Origin of the sequence: Klebsiella sp. GN_Kp190, assembly GCF_040061795.1 — a bacterium.
Lineage (GTDB): Bacteria > Pseudomonadota > Gammaproteobacteria > Enterobacterales > Enterobacteriaceae > Klebsiella > Klebsiella michiganensis.
The window spans coordinates 1-17,324 of the sequence record NZ_JBEAFN010000026.1 but is presented as its reverse complement, the minus strand read 5'-3'; the positions used below and the strand labels follow the sequence as shown (position 1 = coordinate 17,324).

The window sequence follows — 17,324 nt, the reverse complement described above, 5'->3', positions numbered from 1 at the left end:
ATCATAGAAAGGAAGAGTGAATGACAACCCCTCAGCCCGATAAAACGGGCATGCATATTCTGCTCAAACTGGCGTCACTGGTGGTTATCCTCGCCGGTATTCACGCCGCGGCAGATATCATCGTGCAGCTATTACTGGCGCTGTTCTTCGCCATTGTCCTCAACCCGCTGGTCACCTGGTTTATTCGCCGCGGCGTGCGTCGCCCGGTCGCCATTACTATCGTGGTGGTGGTGATGCTGATCGTGCTCACCGCGTTAATTGGCGTACTGGCCGCGTCGGTTAACGAATTTGTCGCCATGATGCCAAAATATAATAAAGAGCTGACGGCAAAAGTCCTGCGGCTGCAGGAGGCGCTGCCCTTTTTGCATATTCATATGTCCCCGGAGCGTATGCTGCAACGCATAGACTCCGACAAGCTGATGACGTTCACGACCACCCTGATGACCGGGCTGTCCGGCGCCATGGCCAGCGTCGTTCTGCTGGTTATGACGGTGGTATTTATGCTTTTTGAAGTCCGGCATGTGCCCTATAAACTCCGTTTTGCCCTCAACAACCCGCAAATCCACATCGCCGGTCTTCATCGGGCGTTAAAAGGCGTTTCGCATTATCTGGCGCTGAAAACGCTGCTTAGCCTGTGGACCGGGGTGATTATCTGGTTAGGGCTGATGCTGATGGGGGTGCAGTTTGCGCTGATGTGGGGCGTGCTGGCTTTTCTGCTGAACTATGTGCCTAACATTGGCTCGGTGATTTCCGCCGTCCCGCCGATGATCCAGGCGTTACTTTTTAACGGGTATTATGAATGCCTGCTGGTCGGCGCACTCTTTTTAGTCGTGCACATGATTATCGGCAATATTCTCGAACCCCGCATGATGGGCCACCGGCTGGGCATGTCTACGCTGGTGGTTTTCCTCTCGTTGCTGGTCTGGGGATGGCTGCTTGGACCGGTGGGAATGCTGCTGTCGGTACCGTTAACCAGCGTGTGTAAAATATGGATGGAGACCACCAGGGGCGGCAGTAAGTTAGCCATCCTGCTCGGGCCCGGGCGCCCCAAAAGCAGGCTACCGGGCTAGCTGATCTTGTCGTATCAATGCATCCGTATACCCGTATTTAAAAAAGCGGGTATGCGGGAAATACGTTATTCAGATAAGCTTCATAGATAAATCACAACAGAACACTATTCACCTGCTATTTATTTTCAACTTTTTCGCTACAGAGCAGAAACATCCCTCCTTTGATTATATTCATTGATAGAGCATATTAATTTAATTATACTTTTGCACCGGCCTCTAACAAGCGGCCTCCATTATTCGTCTTGACAATAAAAAACCATTAACATCAGAGTCTCCATCTATCTGAACGACTTAAAAGCAGACAAACACACGAATTAATGTAGAATAAAAACGATAGCCGCATAACATCTACGTATCAATATTTCCAACACGATATATTATTTTTTTAACCAATAAAATGATAGGGAGTATTCATGAAAAAAATAATTCGCTGGGTTGCCGCCGCAACGATTATCGGTGCTCTGGCAGGCTGTGCCCGTACAGCGCCCATTGAACAAATCCATACAACAGTAAGCGCAGGCCATACCGAAGCCGAGGTTAAAAATGCAATCATCAAGGCAGGTGCCCAGAGAGAATGGATTATGTCAGACGCTGGGCCGGGGGTGATCAATGCCCGCCAACAAATACGCGACCATATTGCTGAAATTAAAATTAACTATTCCGCAACCAGCTATTCCATCAACTATGCCAGCAGCATTAACCTGATGGCCTCCGGTGGAAAAATTCATAGAAACTATAACCGCTGGGTGCACAACCTTGATAAAGATATTCAAATTACCCTTGCTGCGGACTCAGCTCGGTAAATGAACTCTCTTTGGGCCAATAACGGCCCGTTCCCCCACTAAACTGTAAAGGCTGTGTCAATCGTGTACAAAAAGGACACTCTCAGCGCACTGGATGCTATTACCGAAGCGCAGCGGATTGCTTTTGCCCCCATGCTTTTTCAAACTGCATTATGCCTACGCAACTCAGGCGTACTAGATTACCTCGACCATCAAGGTAAACTCGGTGCGACGCTGGAGGCTATTTGTGAGCATTGCGAGGTAAATGAATACGCCGTCAGCGTATTGCTGGATATGGGATTAAGTGGACGTATCCTTACTCATAAAGGAGAGTGCTATTATCTCGCTAAAGTAGGACATTTCTTACTTCATGATACAATGACCCGGGTAAATATGGATTTCACACAGGATGTTTGTTATCAGGGATTGTTTTTTCTGGAAAATGCGCTCCAGGAAGGAAAGCCAACCGGGTTAAAAGTATTTGGCGACTGGCCCACGATTTATCCAGCCCTGGCACAGTTACCGCAGGCGGCGCGTAAAAGCTGGTTCGCTTTTGATCATTACTATTCTGACGGGGCATTCAATGCTGCACTGCCGTATGTATTCGCCAGCCAGCCCGCAACCCTGTACGATGTAGGCGGAAATACCGGAAAGTGGGCTTTACGCTGCTGTCAGTATGATGAAAATATCGCGGTAACGTTATTAGATTTGCCTCAACAAATTGCACTGGCTCGTGAAAATATAGAAAATGCAGGCCTTACCCACCGCATCGATTTCCATGCTGTGGATATGCTGAGCGACGCGCACCTTCCCGGGGAAGCGGATGTCTGGTGGATGAGTCAATTTCTTGACTGCTTTTCACCAGAACAAATTATCACCATGCTCAGTAACGTGGCGCGCGTGATGAAACCCGGCGCTCGCCTGTGCATTCTGGAACTGTTCTGGGACGCGCAGAAATTTGAAGCTGCATCTTTCAGCCTGAATGCGTCTTCGCTCTATTTTACCTGCATGGCCAACGGTTACAGCCGGTTCTACAGCGTCGACAAGTTTTATCGCTATCTGGAAATGGCAGGATTCCAGGTAGAACAACGTCAGGATAATTTAGGCGTTGGGCATACCTTATTGATATGCCAGAAAATAAAATAACAAAGCAGCGTTACTCGCTGTTTTGGCGTTCAATTTAACGCCAGCAAAATCATTGATTGATCGCGGACGCGAGCGGATGACATTTTCATTTAACATAATTGACTGGCAAGCCATGGCTCCTGGGGTCAGTGGCACCGAACAGTGGCAAAAGTGGTCACGGCATTTGCACGCCATCGACCCCACGGCACCGTTGGCTAAGCTCAGCGAGCTGCCAATGATGACGGCCCGCCGGCTCAGCTCCGGTAGTAAGCTGGCAGTCGAGTGCGGGCTGGCAATACTCCGTCGCCATGAGATAGATGCTGTTGTGTACACCAGCCGCCACGGAGAGCTGGAGCGTAACTACCGGATCCTGCACGCGCTGGCGACAGAGCAGGCGCTCTCTCCAACCGATTTCGCCTTATCCGTGCATAACTCCGCCGTAGGTAATCTGACTATCGCCGCGAAAAAGCCGATCGTTTCATCGTCGCTCTCCGCCGGCCGCGATACTTTCCAGCAGGGATTGTATGAAGTCATGGGTCTGCTGAATGCGGGGTACCAGCGTATTTTAATAGTCGATTTCGACGGTTTCCTGCCTGTTTTTTATCACCCACAGCTACCACCTTTGATGCCCACCTGGCCCTATGCAACGGCGTGGATTATTGAGGCTGGTAGCGAATGGCAGTGTAAAACCCAACGCTGCGAGGTTGGCGAGGAGAGCGAGCTACCGCAAAGTTTGCTGTTTTTACAACACTATTTGCAGAATACCAGCACATTCACCATCCCCGGTGAGCGCGTGCAGTGGCAGTGGTGCCGCTCATGAATAGTATGCTACCCAAGCTAAACCGTCTTTGGCGAGCGGCAATGACCGGCTTTTGTTTCGCGCTTTTCGGGCTTGGCGGGCTGCTGCTCTCGCTTGTCTGGTTTAATCTGCTGCTGGCAACGATTCGCGACAAAGCCCGTCGCCGTCGACTCGCACGGCGCAGCATTTCAGCCAGTTTCCGATTCTTTCTCACCGTGGTAAAAGCCGTTGGTGTACTCGATTTTCGCATTGAAGGCGGCGACGTTTTGCGCCAGGAGCGCGGTTGCTTGATCGTCGCCAACCACCCTAGCCTGATCGATTATGTCATGCTCGCTTCAGTAATGCCCGAAACAGACTGCCTGGTGAAGAGCGCGCTGCTGAAAAATCCGTTTCTCAGCGGCGTTATTCGCGCGGCGGATTATCTGATTAACGATCAGGCTGATGCCCTGCTTCCGGCCAGCAGCCAGCGTTTACAACAGGGTGACACCATTTTGATTTTTCCCGAGGGAACGCGCACGTTACCTGGCGAAAAAATGACGCTACAGCGCGGTGCGGCCAATATCGCGGTTCGCTGCGGTAGCGATTTGCGCGTAGTCGTTATCCGCTGTACCGAGCATATGCTGGGCAAACAGAGCAAGTGGTATGATGCTCCGCCAACGAAACCACGCTTTACCATTGCGGTTGGTGAGCGGCTACAAATCAACCAATTTTACGATGCAAACATACAAGAACCGGCGCTGGCGGCAAGGCAGTTAAACCGGCATATTTTGCTTCAATTACAATCAGGTACTACGCCTGGCACAGGAATTAATGATGCAAGCGCTCTATCTTGAAATTAAAAATCTGATCATAAATACACTGAACCTGGACGAACTGTCCGTTGACGATATCGAAACCGAAGCGGCGCTGTTTGGCGATGGTTTGGGCCTGGACTCAATCGATGCTCTGGAACTGGGTCTGGCAGTGAAAAACCAGTACGGTGTGGCGCTGTCCGCCGAGAGTGAAGAGATGCGTCAGCACTTTTTCTCCGTTGCCACGCTGGCATCTTTCATTCACGCGCAACGTACCTGAGGAGACGCCGTTATGACCGCACAAAACGCCATTTACGAAGAAGTCTCCGCGCTGCTGATTAAGCTGTTCGAAGTCGACGCGCAGGCAATTCAACCTGAAGCGCGCCTGTACGAGGATCTGGAGCTGGATAGCATCGACGCAGTCGACATGATCGTACATCTTCAAAAGAAAACCGGTAAGAAAATCAAGCCGGAAGAGTTTAAAGCCGTTCGTACCGTGCAGGATGTCGTCGATGCGGTAGAACGCCTGCTCAAAGAAGCATAATTCTCCGTGTCAGGCGCGCGGTCGCTGCCGGTCATCACCCTGCTGACAGGTTTATTGCTGCTGACCTGGCCATTTTTGATCTGGTTTGGTCTGGCGCATAACGGCCTGCGCTGGCTGCTGCCGCTAATTGCACTCTTGCTATTTTTACGCTGTCGTCAGATCCGACGACAGGCGGGGCCACTACGCATCGTCACACAGATCGTTGCTGCCGCAGGCATCACGCTGTGCTCTGCCAGCTATCTGCTCAAAACTCACCAACTGCTACTGTTTTACCCGGTGGTAGTGAACAGCGTCATGCTAGCGGTTTTTGGCGGTTCGCTGTGGTCAGCTATGCCGATTATCGAACGCCTGGCACGACTGCGAGAACCAGACCTTCCAGAAACTGCCGTTCGTTATACACGCCGAGTGACACAAATTTGGTGCGCATTTTTCATCTTCAACGGCAGCATTGCGCTCTTAACCGCGCTGCACGGCGACATGTCCATTTGGACGGCGTGGAACGGGATGCTCTCTTATCTGTTGATGGGCATGCTGATGGCCGGTGAGTGGTTAGTACGCCGGCGGGTAATGAAAAGAGATAATCAATGAAGCCGATCCTCACCCTGACCCAGTGGCTCAACGCCCCTCGCCCGGTCGACACGTCGATTGCATGGCAGGAAGGACATACCTGGACACTTGGGCATCTGCGCAAGGATGTCGGTCATCTGCTTGAATACCTGCAACAGCAGGAAGGCGATCGCTGGGCGCTATGTTTTGAAAACAGCTATTTGTTCATCGTCGCGCTGCTGGCAACGCTGCATGCAGGTAAAATACCGGTGCTCCCTGGACACTGCCGCGTAACATTATTGAGTGAGCAGCACACCCTGTTTGACGGTCTATTGAGCGATAAAGTGCTGGACTGGCAGGGCTCGCTGCGGGTGGTCAGTTCCGCCATGACGCTCGCCACTGAATCCTTCGCCTTTCCAGCAATCGACAACGATGCATATATTGAGCTGTTTACCTCCGGATCGACTGGTCAGCCAAAACGTGTGAACAAACCAATACGCCTTCTCAACAACGAAGCACAGCTGCTGGCAACGCGCTTTGCCGATCGTCTTGCAAATTGCCGCATAGTCGCTTCAGTCACACCTCAACACCTGTACGGCCTGACATTCCGTATCTTCCTGCCGATGGCCTTAGGTCTGCCTCTCCACGCAGGGATGCTCTGGTACGCAGAGCAGTTGGCGGCTCTGAGCCATAAATATCGGTACGCGTTTATCAGCAGCCCTGCATTCCTCAAACGCCTCGACGGCCAGCTCGCTCCCCCACCGGTAGAGATGATCCTGTCCGCGGGTGGTGTGCTCTCCTGGTCAGATGCCGCGCGAGCAGCTAGCTGGCTGAACGTTTGGGTGGATGAAATCTACGGCAGTACTGAAACCGGCGTTATCGCCTGCCGCGATTACCAACAAGATGATGCGAAATGGTTGCCTTTTCCTGGCATCAGCATCCATCAGGAAAATGGTTCATTTCGCGTTATTTCACCGCTAATCGCAGATGTTGATGGCTTTTTACTCGATGATATTCTGCAATTTTCAAAAAATGGACAGTTCGGCCTGATTGGACGCCGGGGGCGGGTGGTCAAAATTGAAGAGAAGCGCATTTCGCTCAGCGAAGTGGAGCAGCGCCTGCTGATGTTGGACGGCATCCTTGATGCAGCGGTATTAACGGTAACACGCGGCAGCCGTCAAAGCGTGGGCGCCTTGCTGGTCCTGGATAACAACGCGCGAAAGCGCTGGGGTAAAACCCAGGAATTAACATGGCGGAAAGCGTTGAGCTCATGGCTGGAGCCGGTCGCCGTTCCCCGCTACTGGCGGGTGATTGATGAAATTCCGGTAAACAGTATGAACAAGCGTGTCTATGCGCAATTACAGGAGTTATTTCATGAAACCCCATGAAATTGAGCGCCATCAAGCACAACCTCATCAGATTCAAATCGATTTATATCTCGACCCCACGCTGTTCTGGTTTCGCGGGCATTTTGCCGTCCAGCCGCTGCTCCCGGGCGTTGCGCAGATAGATTGGGTGATGCATTACGCTACCACCCTACTCGCGCCCGGCTGGCGTTTTCATAGTATTCAGAACGTGAAGTTCCAGGCACCGCTATTGCCGGAGACAGCCGTTACGCTCACCGTGCTCTGGCAGGAAGAACGGCAAATACTCACCTTTAGCTATCAGCGCCACGACGGCGAAGCGCGACACACAGCCAGCAGCGGGAAGATCCGTTTATGCCGTTAAATTTTTCCCCGTGCGTGCTGATCCCCTGCTATAACCACGGCGCGATGATGTCGCGCGTGATGGCGCGTCTTCAGCCGTTTGGCCTGCACTGCATCGTAGTTGATGATGGCAGCGATTTCCGTACGCAACAGGAACTCGAACGATTAGCGGCAGCATCTGCAAATATGACTTTAATTCGCCTGCCGATTAACTCAGGTAAAGGCGCAGCGGTTATTCGCGGCATGCAGACAGCAGCGGAAGCTGGCTTTAGTCATGCCGTCCAGGTTGATGCCGACGGCCAGCATGCTCTTGAAGACATTCCCAAACTGCTTGCACTGGCCGAGGAACACCCGACGGCGCTGATTTCCGGACAGCCAATTTATGATGACTCCATTCCCCGCTCACGCCTGTATGGGCGCTGGGTGACCCACGTCTGGGTGTGGATCGAAACGCTTTCGCTTAAATTGAAAGACAGCATGTGTGGCTTTCGGGTCTATCCGGTTGCGCCAACGCTGCGGCTAGCGCAGCGCGTGGCGCTAGGTAAGCGGATGGACTTCGATACTGAAGTTATGGTGCGTCTCTACTGGCAGGGTAGTACCAGTTATTTTATCCCAACCCGCGTTACCTATCCGCTGGACGGGCTATCTCATTTCGACGCCTTCAAAGATAACCTGCGTATCTCACGGATGCACACGCGACTGTTCTTCGGCATGCTGCCGCGCATCCCATCGCTGTTGTTCCGCCACACATCGCCACACTGGGCGCATCAGCAGGAGGTCAGGGGATTGTGGGGAATGCGTGTGATGCTTCTGGTATGGCGCCTGCTAGGGCGCAAGGCATTTACTCTGCTACTCTATCCAGTGGTCGCCGTTTACTGGCTCACGGCTTCCACTGCTCGTAAAGCTTCGCGGAACTGGATATCTCGCGTACGCGAACAGCTCACCGAGCGTCTGATGCCGGTCCCCCCTTCGCTCACCAGCTACCAGCACTTTCTGCGCTTCGGAAATGCAATGCTCGATAAAATTGCCAGTTGGCGCGGCGAGCTGCGGTTGGGCCGCGATGTGGTATTTTCGCCTGGCGCGGAAGAAGCGCTCAACGTCAACTCACCGTACGGCAAGCTGCTGCTTGCATCACATCTGGGCGATGTTGAAGCCTGCCGCGCGCTAGCGCAATTACAGGGCAGCAAAATCATCAACGCGCTGGTATTCAGCGACAATGCCCAGCGCTTTAAGCAAATTATGCAGGAAATGGCTCCGCAGGCTGGACTCAACCTGATGCCGGTCACCGACATCGGCCCGGAGACCGCCATCCAGCTTAAAGAGAAGCTAGAGCGCGGCGAGTGGATTGCCATTGTCGGCGATCGCATTGCGGTTAATCCCCAGCGCGGCGGCGAATGGCGCGTCTGCTGGAGCCGCTTTATGGGCCAACCCGCTCCGTTTCCACAGGGGCCGTTCATTCTCGCCTCGATTTTAGGTTGTCAGGTGGATCTGATTTTCGCCCTGCGCCAGCAGGGAACGCTGCGTATTCACTGCGAACCGTTCGCCGATCCGCTGCTGCTGCCGCGCGCCGAACGTCAGGATGCCTTGCAGAAAACTATCGAGCGCTACGCCGAACGCCTCGAGCACTATGCGCTCCAGTCGCCGCTGGACTGGTTTAACTTTTTCGATTTCTGGCAACTGCCGGACACCAAACACAAGGAATAAAAGGTGCTGAACGATCCCCGCTTTACGGCTGAAGTCGAGCTGGCTATTCCGTTCCACGACGTTGATATGATGGGCGTGGTGTGGCACGGCAACTACTTCCGCTACTTTGAGATTGCCCGCGAAGCGCTTCTGAACCAGTTCGACTACGGGTACCGACAGATGAAAACCTCGGGTTACCTGTGGCCCGTGGTTGATGCGCGCGTAAAGTACCGTAATCCCCTGACCTTTGAGCAGCGCATTCGCGTCCGCGCGCGTATAGAGGAGTTCGAAAACCGCCTGCGCATCGGTTATGAAATTTTCGATGCCGAAACAGGAAAGCGGGCAACGACTGGCTACACCATTCAGGTAGCGGTTGAAGAAAAGAGTCGTGAACTGTGCTTTGTCAGCCCCACGATTCTGTTTGAACGTATGGGAGTTACGCCATGAGATTCTTACCACTGCTGGCGCTGTTCATCAGTCCCATAGTCAGCGCCCTGACGCTTGATAATCTGCAACAGCGCTTTACCGAACAGCCGGTGGTCCGGGCGCATTTCGATCAAACCAGAACGATTAAGGATCTGCCGCAGCCGTTGCGATCTCAGGGGAAGATGCTGATCGCCCGCGACCAGGGTTTACTATGGGATCAAACCAGCCCTTTCCCGATGCAGTTGCTGCTGGATGACAAGCGGATGGTGCAAGTGATTAACGGCCAGCCGCCGCAAACCATCACCGCCGAGAACAACCCTCAGATGTTCCAGTTCAACCATCTGCTGCGCGCGCTGTTCCAGGCCGATCGTAAAGTGCTGGAAGAGAATTTCCGCGTAGAGTTTGTAGACTTAGGCGAAGGACGCTGGACGCTGCGCCTGACCCCCATCACCACGCCGCTGGATAAGATTTTCGCGACCATTGATTTAGCCGGAAAAACGTATCTGGAGAGCATTCAACTCAACGACAAGCAGGGCGATCGTACCGATATCGCACTTTCCCAACATCAACTCACGCCAGCGCAACTCACCGATGACGAACGCCAACGCTTTGCCGCCCAGTAAACGCCCTGCGTTGCTATGGGGAATCGCCTGCCTGATCCTGCTGGGCGTTCTGCTAACGCAGCTGCCTCAGGCGCGGCTAAACAGTAGCGTGCTGGCGATGCTGCCAAAGCAAACACTGGGGAAGACCCCACCGAGCCTGAACGACGGTTTCATGCAGCGTCTCGACCGACAGTTGGTCTGGTTGGTAAGTCCTGGTAAGAAAGCCGATCCGGCGGTAGCCCACGACTGGCTGATGCGATTGCAAAAATCGCAGGCGCTGGCTGAAGTGAAAGGCCCAATGGACGCCAACAGCCAGCAAGCGTGGGGAGCTTTTTTTTGGCAGCATCGCAACGGACTAATCGATAGCGACACCCGTGCGCGTTTGCAAAACGGCGGCGAGGCGCAGGCGCAATGGATACTTTCCCAGCTCTACTCGGCATTCTCCGGCGTTAGCGGCAAAGAGTTGCAAAACGATCCGTTGATGCTGATGCGCGGCTCGCAGCTGGCAATGGCCAAAAACGGCCAACGCCTGCGGCTGATGGACGGCTGGCTGGTGACTCAGGATAAACAGGGCAACTACTGGTATCTGATGCATGGCGAGCTGGCCGGTTCCTCGTTTGACATGCAGCAGACGCATCGGTTGGTCACCACGCTAAAAACGCTGGAAGCTGAACTTAAAGCGCAATATCCGCAGGCAAAGTTGTTGTCTCGCGGCACGCTCTTTTACAGCGATTACGCCAGCCAGCAGGCGAAACAGGATATCTCCACCCTCGGCGTGGCGACTCTGTTCGGCGTGATTCTGCTGATTATGGCGGTATTCCGCTCGCTGCGCCCGCTGCTTTTGTGTCTGATATCCATTGCTATTGGCGCGCTGGCGGGCACGGTCGTGACGCTGCTTATTTTCGGCGAGCTGCATCTGATGACGCTGGTGATGAGCATGAGCATTATCGGAATTTCCGCTGACTATACGCTCTATTATCTGACCGAACGGATGGTGCACGGTGCACAAATGTCACCGTGGCAAAGCCTCGCTAAAGTGCGGAATGCGCTGCTGCTGGCGCTACTGACTACCGTAGCGGCGTACCTGATTATGATGCTCGCCCCCTTCCCCGGTATTCGTCAGATGGCGGTCTTCGCGGTGATGGGGTTAAGCGCCTCCTGTTTAACGGTGATTTTCTGGCATCCGTGGCTATGTCGTGGTCTGCCCGTCCGTCCTGTTCCGTCCATGGTACAAATGCTGCGCTGGCTTGCCGCATGGCGACGCAATAAAAAGCTTTCCATCGGTTTACCTGTGGTGCTGGCGCTGTTCTCGCTGGCAGGTCTTGCCACGCTGCGCGTTGATGATGATATATCACAGCTACAAACGCTGCCGCAGGACATCCTGGCCCAGGAAAAAGCCATTACCGCGCTCACCGGACAAAGCGTCGACCAGAAATGGTTCGTAGTTTATGGCAAATCTGCCCAGCAAACCCTGGAGCGGCTGGAACGCTTTACCCCCGAGCTGGAGCAAGCGAAAACAGAAGGATGGCTCAGCGGGTATCGCACCATTCCGCTAAATTCGCTTGCCCGACAGCAGCAGGATCTTAGTTTGTTGAAAAATGCTGCGCCCACCGTTACCGCAGCCCTGAATAACGCAGGACTAACGGCAGTAAATCCCGACCTCAACGCCATGCAGGTAACGGTTGATGCCTGGCTTGCCAGCCCGGCTAGCGAAGGGTGGCGGCTATTGTGGATAACGCTGGCAGATGGAGAAAGCGGCGTACTAGTGCCAGTAGAAGGCGTGAACAATAGCGCAGCGCTAAATGCTCTCAGCACAAGATATGTTGGTGTTGCGTGGGTGGATCGCAAAAGCAGCTTCGACGAGCTGTTCACACTTTATCGTCATATCCTGACAGGCCTGCTGTGCGTTGCGCTAGCGGTGATTGCCTGCGGGGCGATGATTCGGCTTGGGTGGCAAAAAGGGCTAATAAGCCTGGTGCCGTCGATGTTATCCCTTGGCTGCGGGCTGGCCGTACTCTCGCTGAGCGGTCATACGGTAAACCTGTTCTCGCTACTGGCGCTGGTGCTGGTGCTCGGAATTGGCATTAACTACACGCTGTTTTTTAGCAATCCGCGCGGCACTCCGCTGACGTCGCTACTGGCGATTACGCTGGCGATGCTAACTACGATCTTGACCTTGGGCATGCTGGTTTTTAGCGCCACCCAGGCTATCAGCAGTTTTGGCATTGTACTAGTAAGCGGTATTTTCACCGCGTTTCTGCTTTCACCACTGGCGATGCCCGCGAAAAAGAGAAAAAAAGATAATGATTAAACCGACGTTCTGGCGCGCCATCGCTCTGATCGCAACGCTGATACTGGCCGGATGCAGCAGCTCGCAGCCGGAACAACAAGGGCGCCCTCAGGCCTGGCTCGAGCCGGGCACGCGCGTCACACTGCCTTTGCCGGACATCTCTCCGCCGATTAATTCACAGCAACTGCTCACCGGCAGCTTTAACGGCAAAACCCAGTCGCTGCTGGTACTGCTCAATGCTGACGATAAAAATCTCACGTTGGCAGGACTCTCCTCTGTCGGCATTCGCCTGTTCCTTGTGACCTACGATGAAAAAGGGCTGCACAGCGAACAGTCAATCGTGGTACCGCAGTTGCCGCCAGCAAGCCAGGTGCTGGCTGATGTCATGCTCAGCCACTGGCCAATTCACGCCTGGGAGTCGCAGTTGCCAAAAGGCTGGACATTGATCGACTGCGGCGATAAGCGCGAACTGCGCAACGCCAGCGGTAAGCTGGTCACCGAAATCATCTATTTGAATCGCAAAGGCAAGCGTGAGCCGATCAGCATCGAACAACATGTCTTTAAATACCACATCACCATTCAATATCTGGGTGACTGAAATGATCTATATTTCTGCCGTCGGCATGATCAACGCGCTGGGTAGCGATAACAATGAAATTGCCGCCAACCTGACGCGCGGCGTGGCACCCGGTATGCGCCCTCGTTCAGGCTGGCTTCGGGGACATCCGCACGCGGTATTAGCCGGTGTAGATGGCGAACTGCCGGTCATTCCCGATGAGTTCAGCGCCCATCGTTCGCGCAATAATCAATTACTACTGGCGGCGCTTAAACACATTCAGCCGCAGGTCGATAAGGCTATTACGCAGTACGGACGGGACCGGATTGCCGTGATACTCGGTACCAGTACCTCTGGACTTGATGAAGGCGATACGCACGTTAATCTGACGCTTAACGGACAGGAAAGCGCGGCCTGGCAGTACCCGCAACAAGAGCTGGGAGACCCATCGCGCTTTCTTAGCCGCTGGCTGGCACTGGCTGGCCCGGCATTCACGCTGTCAACCGCCTGCTCTTCCAGCGCCCGGGCAATAATTAGCGGACGCCGCCTGCTTGAAGCCGGGCTAGCGGACGTCGCGATTGTCGGCGGTGCGGATACGCTGAGCCGAATGCCGATCAATGGCTTCCACAGTCTGGAATCCCTCTCCCCAACGCTGTGCCAGCCGTTCGGTCGTGACCGCAATGGCATTACTATTGGTGAAGGTGCCGCGTTGATGCTGCTGACTCGTGAACCGCAGCCTATTGCTTTACTGGGCGTGGGCGAGTCGAGCGACGCATACCATATTTCAGCGCCGCATCCACAAGGTGAAGGAGCGATCCGCGCCATTCATCAGGCGCTGCACGACGCAGGAATCACGCCAGAGCAGGTGGGCTACATCAATCTGCACGGTACCGCCACGCCGCTTAACGACCAGATTGAATCCATAGTGGTGCACGAACTGTTCGGCGAAACGGTGCCATGCAGTTCCACTAAACACCTAACCGGCCACACGCTGGGTGCAGCAGGGATCACCGAAGCGGCGATCGGTATGCTAATTTTGCAACGCAACCTGCCACTACCGCCGCAGAATTTTCGCTCCTCGCCACGCGACGAAACGCTGCCGCCCTGCGGTATCATCGAGCAGCCGCAGCCGCTTGAACGTCCAGTTATCCTGTCAAACTCGTTTGCCTTTGGCGGCAATAACGCCAGTATTCTGCTCGGGAGGATCTCATGAGCGACTATTTACCCCCCGGCGAATACCTGCCGCACGACGAGCCAATGCTGCTGCTTGATGAGGTGGTAAATGTGACGGACGACTCCACCCTCTGCCGAGTCACGGTATCGGCCAATGGCACGCTGGCCCCCTTTCTCGATGCAGAAGGCCATCTCCCCGGCTGGTTTGCCCTGGAGCTTATGGCGCAAACCGTTGGCGTCTGGTCAGGCTGGCACCGCCACCGGCAGGGACAAGAGAGTATTTCCTTAGGCATGGTGCTCGGCGCGCGTGAACTGGTCTGCGCGGCGGGGATTGTTCCCGCCGGATTAACGCTGAATGTCTCCGTCACGTTGCTGATGCAGGATGAGCGCTTCGGCAGCTTTGAATGCACGATTGCCGCTGGCGAAGAGACGTTGGCTACTGGCAGGGTTAACACCTTCCAGCCAACATCTGAAGAACTTAACACCCTATTTCAACAAGGAGCGTCCGCATGAATCGTTCAGTTTTGGTTACCGGCTCCAGCAAGGGAATCGGTCGCGCTATCGCCCTCCAACTGGCAGCGGACGGCTTTATTGTTGGCGTCCATTATCATCGCGATGCGCAGGGCGCGCAGGAGACGCTGGATGCGATTCTCGCCGCAGGCGGCGCTGGCCGCCTGCTGACGTTTGACGTCGCCAACCGCGAGCAGTGCCGCAAGGTGTTAGAGCAGGATATCGAGGCACATAGCGCGTGGTACGGCGTGGTGAGCAATGCTGGTATCACACGCGATGCGGCCTTCCCGGCGCTCAGCGATAACGACTGGGATACGGTGATCCACACCAATCTGGATAGCTTCTACAACGTTATTCAGCCGTGCATCATGCCGATGATTAGCGCGCGTAAGGGCGGGCGAATCATTACGCTTTCTTCGGTTTCCGGCGTAATGGGCAATCGGGGCCAGGTTAACTACAGCGCGGCCAAAGCGGGGATTATCGGGGCGACGAAAGCGCTGGCAACTGAGCTGGCAAAACGCAAAATTACCGTCAACTGCATCGCACCGGGGCTTATCGACACCGGGATGATCGAAATGGAAGAGGCCGCGCTTAAAGAGGCGATGTCAATGATCCCCATGAAACGGATGGGCCATGCGGACGAAGTGGCCGGGCTTGCCAGCTATTTAATGTCGGATGTGGCGGGCTACGTGACCCGTCAGGTGATTTCCATCAATGGAGGGATGTTATGACGCGTAGAGTGGTGATTACAGGCATGGGCGGTGTCACCGCCTTTGGAGAAAGCTGGCAGGCCGTTTCCACCAGACTGCTTGACTACGAGAACGCAGTACGCAAAATGCCGGAGTGGCAGGTTTATGACGGCCTGCATACGCTGCTGGGCGCGCCGGTCGATGATTTCACCCCACCGGAGCATTATACCCGTAAGCGTATTCGCTCCATGGGCCGCGTATCGCTGATGTCCACTCGCGCCACTGAACTGGCGCTGGAACAGGCAGGGCTAATTGGCGAGGCAGTGCTAACCAACGGCGAAACTGGTATCGCCTATGGCTCCTCAACCGGCAGCACCGGACCAGTGAGTGAATTCGCCACTATGCTGACCGAAAAACACACCAATAACATCACCGGCACCACCTACGTACAGATGATGCCGCATACCACCGCCGTCAACACCGGGCTGTTTTTCGGATTGCGCGGTCGCGTTATCCCCACATCCAGTGCCTGTACCTCAGGCAGCCAGGCGATTGGTTACGCATGGGAAGCGATTCGTCACGGATATCAAACAGTAATGGTGGCTGGCGGCGCAGAAGAGCTATGTCCGTCGGAAGCGGCAGTGTTTGATACCTTATTCGCCACCAGCCAGCGTAATGATGCCCCCAAAACCACCCCTTCCCCGTTCGATGAACAACGCGATGGTCTGGTGATTGGCGAAGGCGCAGGCACGCTGATCCTGGAAGAACTGGAGCACGCCAAAGCGCGCGGTGCGACCATCTACGGTGAGATTATCGGCTTCGCCACCAACTGCGACGCGGCGCATATAACCCAACCGCAGCGAGAAACCATGCAGATATGCATGGAGCAGTCACTGAAAATAGCAGGCCTGAGTGCTCTGGATATTGGCTATATTTCCGCTCACGGAACGGCGACCGATCGCGGTGATATTGCAGAAAGCCTGGCAACAGAGGCGATTTATGGTAACAACGTCCCCTTCTCTTCCCTGAAAAGTTATTTTGGCCATACCCTGGGTGCCTGCGGTGCGCTGGAAGCCTGGATGAGCCTGCATATGATGCGCGAAGGCTGGTTTGCGCCAACGTTGAACCTGCATCATCCGGATGCCAACTGCGGCGCACTGGATTACATCATGGGTGAAGCCCGCAAAATTGACTGTGAGTTTCTGCAAAGCAACAACTTTGCCTTTGGCGGCATTAACACCTCTATTATCATCCAGCGCTGGCCCTGAAATGTACCGGCTTTTTCTGGGAAACGTGTCGGCCTTAAGCGCAGGCGATCTGCCGTCTGCATTGTTCTCCTGCGCGCCTCAGGGCGCCGGCCAAACTCGCTGGCTGGCCGGGCGTGCCCTGCTTTCCCACGCTGTTTCGCCACTGCCGGAAATTATCTATAGCGAACAGGGCAAACCTGCTTTCTCGGCCGGTACGCCACTGTGGTTCAATCTGAGCCACAGCAACGACGATATCGCGTTACTGCTGAGCGACGAAGGTGAAGTGGGTTGCGATATCGAAGTTGTACGCCAGCGCGATAACTGGCGCGCGTTGGTAAGCGCGGTTTTTAGCCCCGGCGAACAGGCTGAGATCGAGGCTACCCCCCCGGAACGGCAGATAGCTGCCTTCTGGCGGATCTGGACACGCAAAGAAGCCATCATCAAGCAGTACGGCGGAAGCGCCTGGCAAATGCGCAGTATCGACAGCACGCAGCCCTCCGCGCTGTCGGTGAGCCAGATTCAGATAGGATCGCTCAGCCTCGCGGTCTGCACGCCAACACCATTCCTTTTGACCACCGCGAACATCAGCCGGGTTCGCTCGTAAAATCAAGCCCTGCGGGCAACCGGCACCAGACTGCACGCTCCCGTAGCGCGGTCAACACTGCACCACCGGAAAGATTCAATGCCAATCATCAGCCCCGCCACACTTCCCGGAGGCGATGCTGCGCATCTGTCCGGGCTTGTATGATTACTCCGTCAGAAAGAACCGGCCAGTTCTCTCTGAT

General features: G+C 54.7%; 20 protein-coding genes. All 20 read left to right on the top strand.

The features are described from left to right. Nucleotides 1–20 precede the first annotated feature (20 nt). The 20 genes from ABLU67_RS14775 (at nucleotide 21) to acpT (ending at nucleotide 17,143) form a co-directional block, all read left to right on the top strand. On the top strand, nucleotides 21–1,070 hold the full coding sequence (locus tag ABLU67_RS14775; protein WP_009654337.1) for an AI-2E family transporter: 1,050 nt from the start codon (nucleotides 21–23) through the stop codon (nucleotides 1,068–1,070). 413 nt (nucleotides 1,071–1,483) lie between these two features. Beyond that, a complete protein-coding gene (locus tag ABLU67_RS14770; protein WP_014227101.1) occupies nucleotides 1,484–1,873 on the top strand; it encodes a hypothetical protein in 390 nt (129 codons plus the stop codon). 63 nt (nucleotides 1,874–1,936) lie between these two features. Beyond that, complete coding sequence (locus tag ABLU67_RS14765; protein WP_014227102.1) at nucleotides 1,937–2,998, top strand: class I SAM-dependent methyltransferase; 1,062 nt, start codon at nucleotides 1,937–1,939, stop codon at nucleotides 2,996–2,998. Nucleotides 2,999–3,074: 76 nt separating this feature from the next. Beyond that, complete coding sequence (locus ABLU67_RS14760) at nucleotides 3,075–3,797, top strand: beta-ketoacyl synthase chain length factor (RefSeq protein WP_032694225.1); 723 nt, start codon at nucleotides 3,075–3,077, stop codon at nucleotides 3,795–3,797. Next, on the top strand, nucleotides 3,794–4,609 hold the full coding sequence (locus tag ABLU67_RS14755; protein WP_032719974.1) for a lysophospholipid acyltransferase family protein: 816 nt from the start codon (nucleotides 3,794–3,796) through the stop codon (nucleotides 4,607–4,609). Before ABLU67_RS14760 ends, ABLU67_RS14755 begins: the two co-directional genes overlap by 4 nt. Continuing rightward, complete coding sequence (locus ABLU67_RS14750; protein WP_049084044.1) at nucleotides 4,590–4,847, top strand: phosphopantetheine-binding protein; 258 nt, start codon at nucleotides 4,590–4,592, stop codon at nucleotides 4,845–4,847. Before ABLU67_RS14755 ends, ABLU67_RS14750 begins: the two co-directional genes overlap by 20 nt. 12 nt (nucleotides 4,848–4,859) lie before the next feature. Next, complete coding sequence (locus ABLU67_RS14745) at nucleotides 4,860–5,111, top strand: acyl carrier protein (RefSeq protein WP_014227106.1); 252 nt, start codon at nucleotides 4,860–4,862, stop codon at nucleotides 5,109–5,111. Nucleotides 5,112–5,117: 6 nt separating this feature from the next. Next, the gene (locus ABLU67_RS14740; protein WP_032694223.1) at nucleotides 5,118–5,699 is read left to right on the top strand and encodes a hypothetical protein; all 582 of its coding nucleotides are present in this window, start codon (nucleotides 5,118–5,120) and stop codon (nucleotides 5,697–5,699) included. Continuing rightward, a complete protein-coding gene (locus ABLU67_RS14735; RefSeq protein WP_348852359.1) occupies nucleotides 5,696–7,045 on the top strand; it encodes an AMP-binding protein in 1,350 nt (449 codons plus the stop codon). Before ABLU67_RS14740 ends, ABLU67_RS14735 begins: the two co-directional genes overlap by 4 nt. Further along, nucleotides 7,032–7,385, top strand: a complete 354-nt coding sequence (locus ABLU67_RS14730) for a beta-hydroxyacyl-ACP dehydratase (RefSeq protein WP_032719973.1) — start codon at nucleotides 7,032–7,034, stop codon at nucleotides 7,383–7,385. The genes ABLU67_RS14735 and ABLU67_RS14730 overlap by 14 nt, the downstream gene beginning before the upstream one ends. Beyond that, nucleotides 7,376–9,067 carry a glycosyltransferase family 2 protein gene (locus ABLU67_RS14725; protein WP_064357705.1) on the top strand — a complete coding sequence of 564 codons (1,692 nt, stop codon included), beginning with the start codon at nucleotides 7,376–7,378 and terminating at the stop codon, nucleotides 9,065–9,067. Before ABLU67_RS14730 ends, ABLU67_RS14725 begins: the two co-directional genes overlap by 10 nt. A 3-nt stretch (nucleotides 9,068–9,070) precedes the next feature. After that, nucleotides 9,071–9,493, top strand: coding sequence for a thioesterase family protein (locus ABLU67_RS14720; RefSeq protein ID WP_064357703.1), 423 nt, complete (start codon nucleotides 9,071–9,073; stop codon nucleotides 9,491–9,493). Next, entirely contained in the window at nucleotides 9,490–10,095 is a 606-nt protein-coding gene (locus tag ABLU67_RS14715) for an outer membrane lipoprotein carrier protein LolA (RefSeq protein ID WP_014227112.1), read from the top strand. The genes ABLU67_RS14720 and ABLU67_RS14715 overlap by 4 nt, the downstream gene beginning before the upstream one ends. Then, on the top strand, nucleotides 10,064–12,385 hold the full coding sequence (locus ABLU67_RS14710; protein WP_049084051.1) for an MMPL family transporter: 2,322 nt from the start codon (nucleotides 10,064–10,066) through the stop codon (nucleotides 12,383–12,385). Before ABLU67_RS14715 ends, ABLU67_RS14710 begins: the two co-directional genes overlap by 32 nt. Further along, nucleotides 12,378–12,962, top strand: coding sequence for a DUF3261 domain-containing protein (locus ABLU67_RS14705; RefSeq protein ID WP_014227114.1), 585 nt, complete (start codon nucleotides 12,378–12,380; stop codon nucleotides 12,960–12,962). The genes ABLU67_RS14710 and ABLU67_RS14705 overlap by 8 nt, the downstream gene beginning before the upstream one ends. Before the next feature lies 1 nt (nucleotide 12,963). Then, nucleotides 12,964–14,133 (top strand): beta-ketoacyl-[acyl-carrier-protein] synthase family protein, encoded by a 1,170-nt coding sequence (locus ABLU67_RS14700; protein WP_274579649.1) that lies wholly within the window; start codon nucleotides 12,964–12,966, stop codon nucleotides 14,131–14,133. After that, nucleotides 14,130–14,606, top strand: a complete 477-nt coding sequence (locus tag ABLU67_RS14695) for a 3-hydroxy-fatty acyl-ACP dehydratase (protein WP_014227116.1) — start codon at nucleotides 14,130–14,132, stop codon at nucleotides 14,604–14,606. The genes ABLU67_RS14700 and ABLU67_RS14695 overlap by 4 nt, the downstream gene beginning before the upstream one ends. Further along, a complete protein-coding gene (locus ABLU67_RS14690) occupies nucleotides 14,603–15,334 on the top strand; it encodes a 3-ketoacyl-ACP reductase FabG2 (protein WP_014227117.1) in 732 nt (243 codons plus the stop codon). The genes ABLU67_RS14695 and ABLU67_RS14690 overlap by 4 nt, the downstream gene beginning before the upstream one ends. After that, entirely contained in the window at nucleotides 15,331–16,560 is a 1,230-nt protein-coding gene (locus tag ABLU67_RS14685; RefSeq protein WP_014227118.1) for a beta-ketoacyl-ACP synthase, read from the top strand. The genes ABLU67_RS14690 and ABLU67_RS14685 overlap by 4 nt, the downstream gene beginning before the upstream one ends. A gap of 1 nt (nucleotide 16,561) precedes the next feature. After that, a complete protein-coding gene (gene acpT / locus ABLU67_RS14680) occupies nucleotides 16,562–17,143 on the top strand; it encodes a 4'-phosphopantetheinyl transferase AcpT (RefSeq protein ID WP_049084053.1) in 582 nt (193 codons plus the stop codon). Nucleotides 17,144–17,324 lie beyond the last annotated feature (181 nt).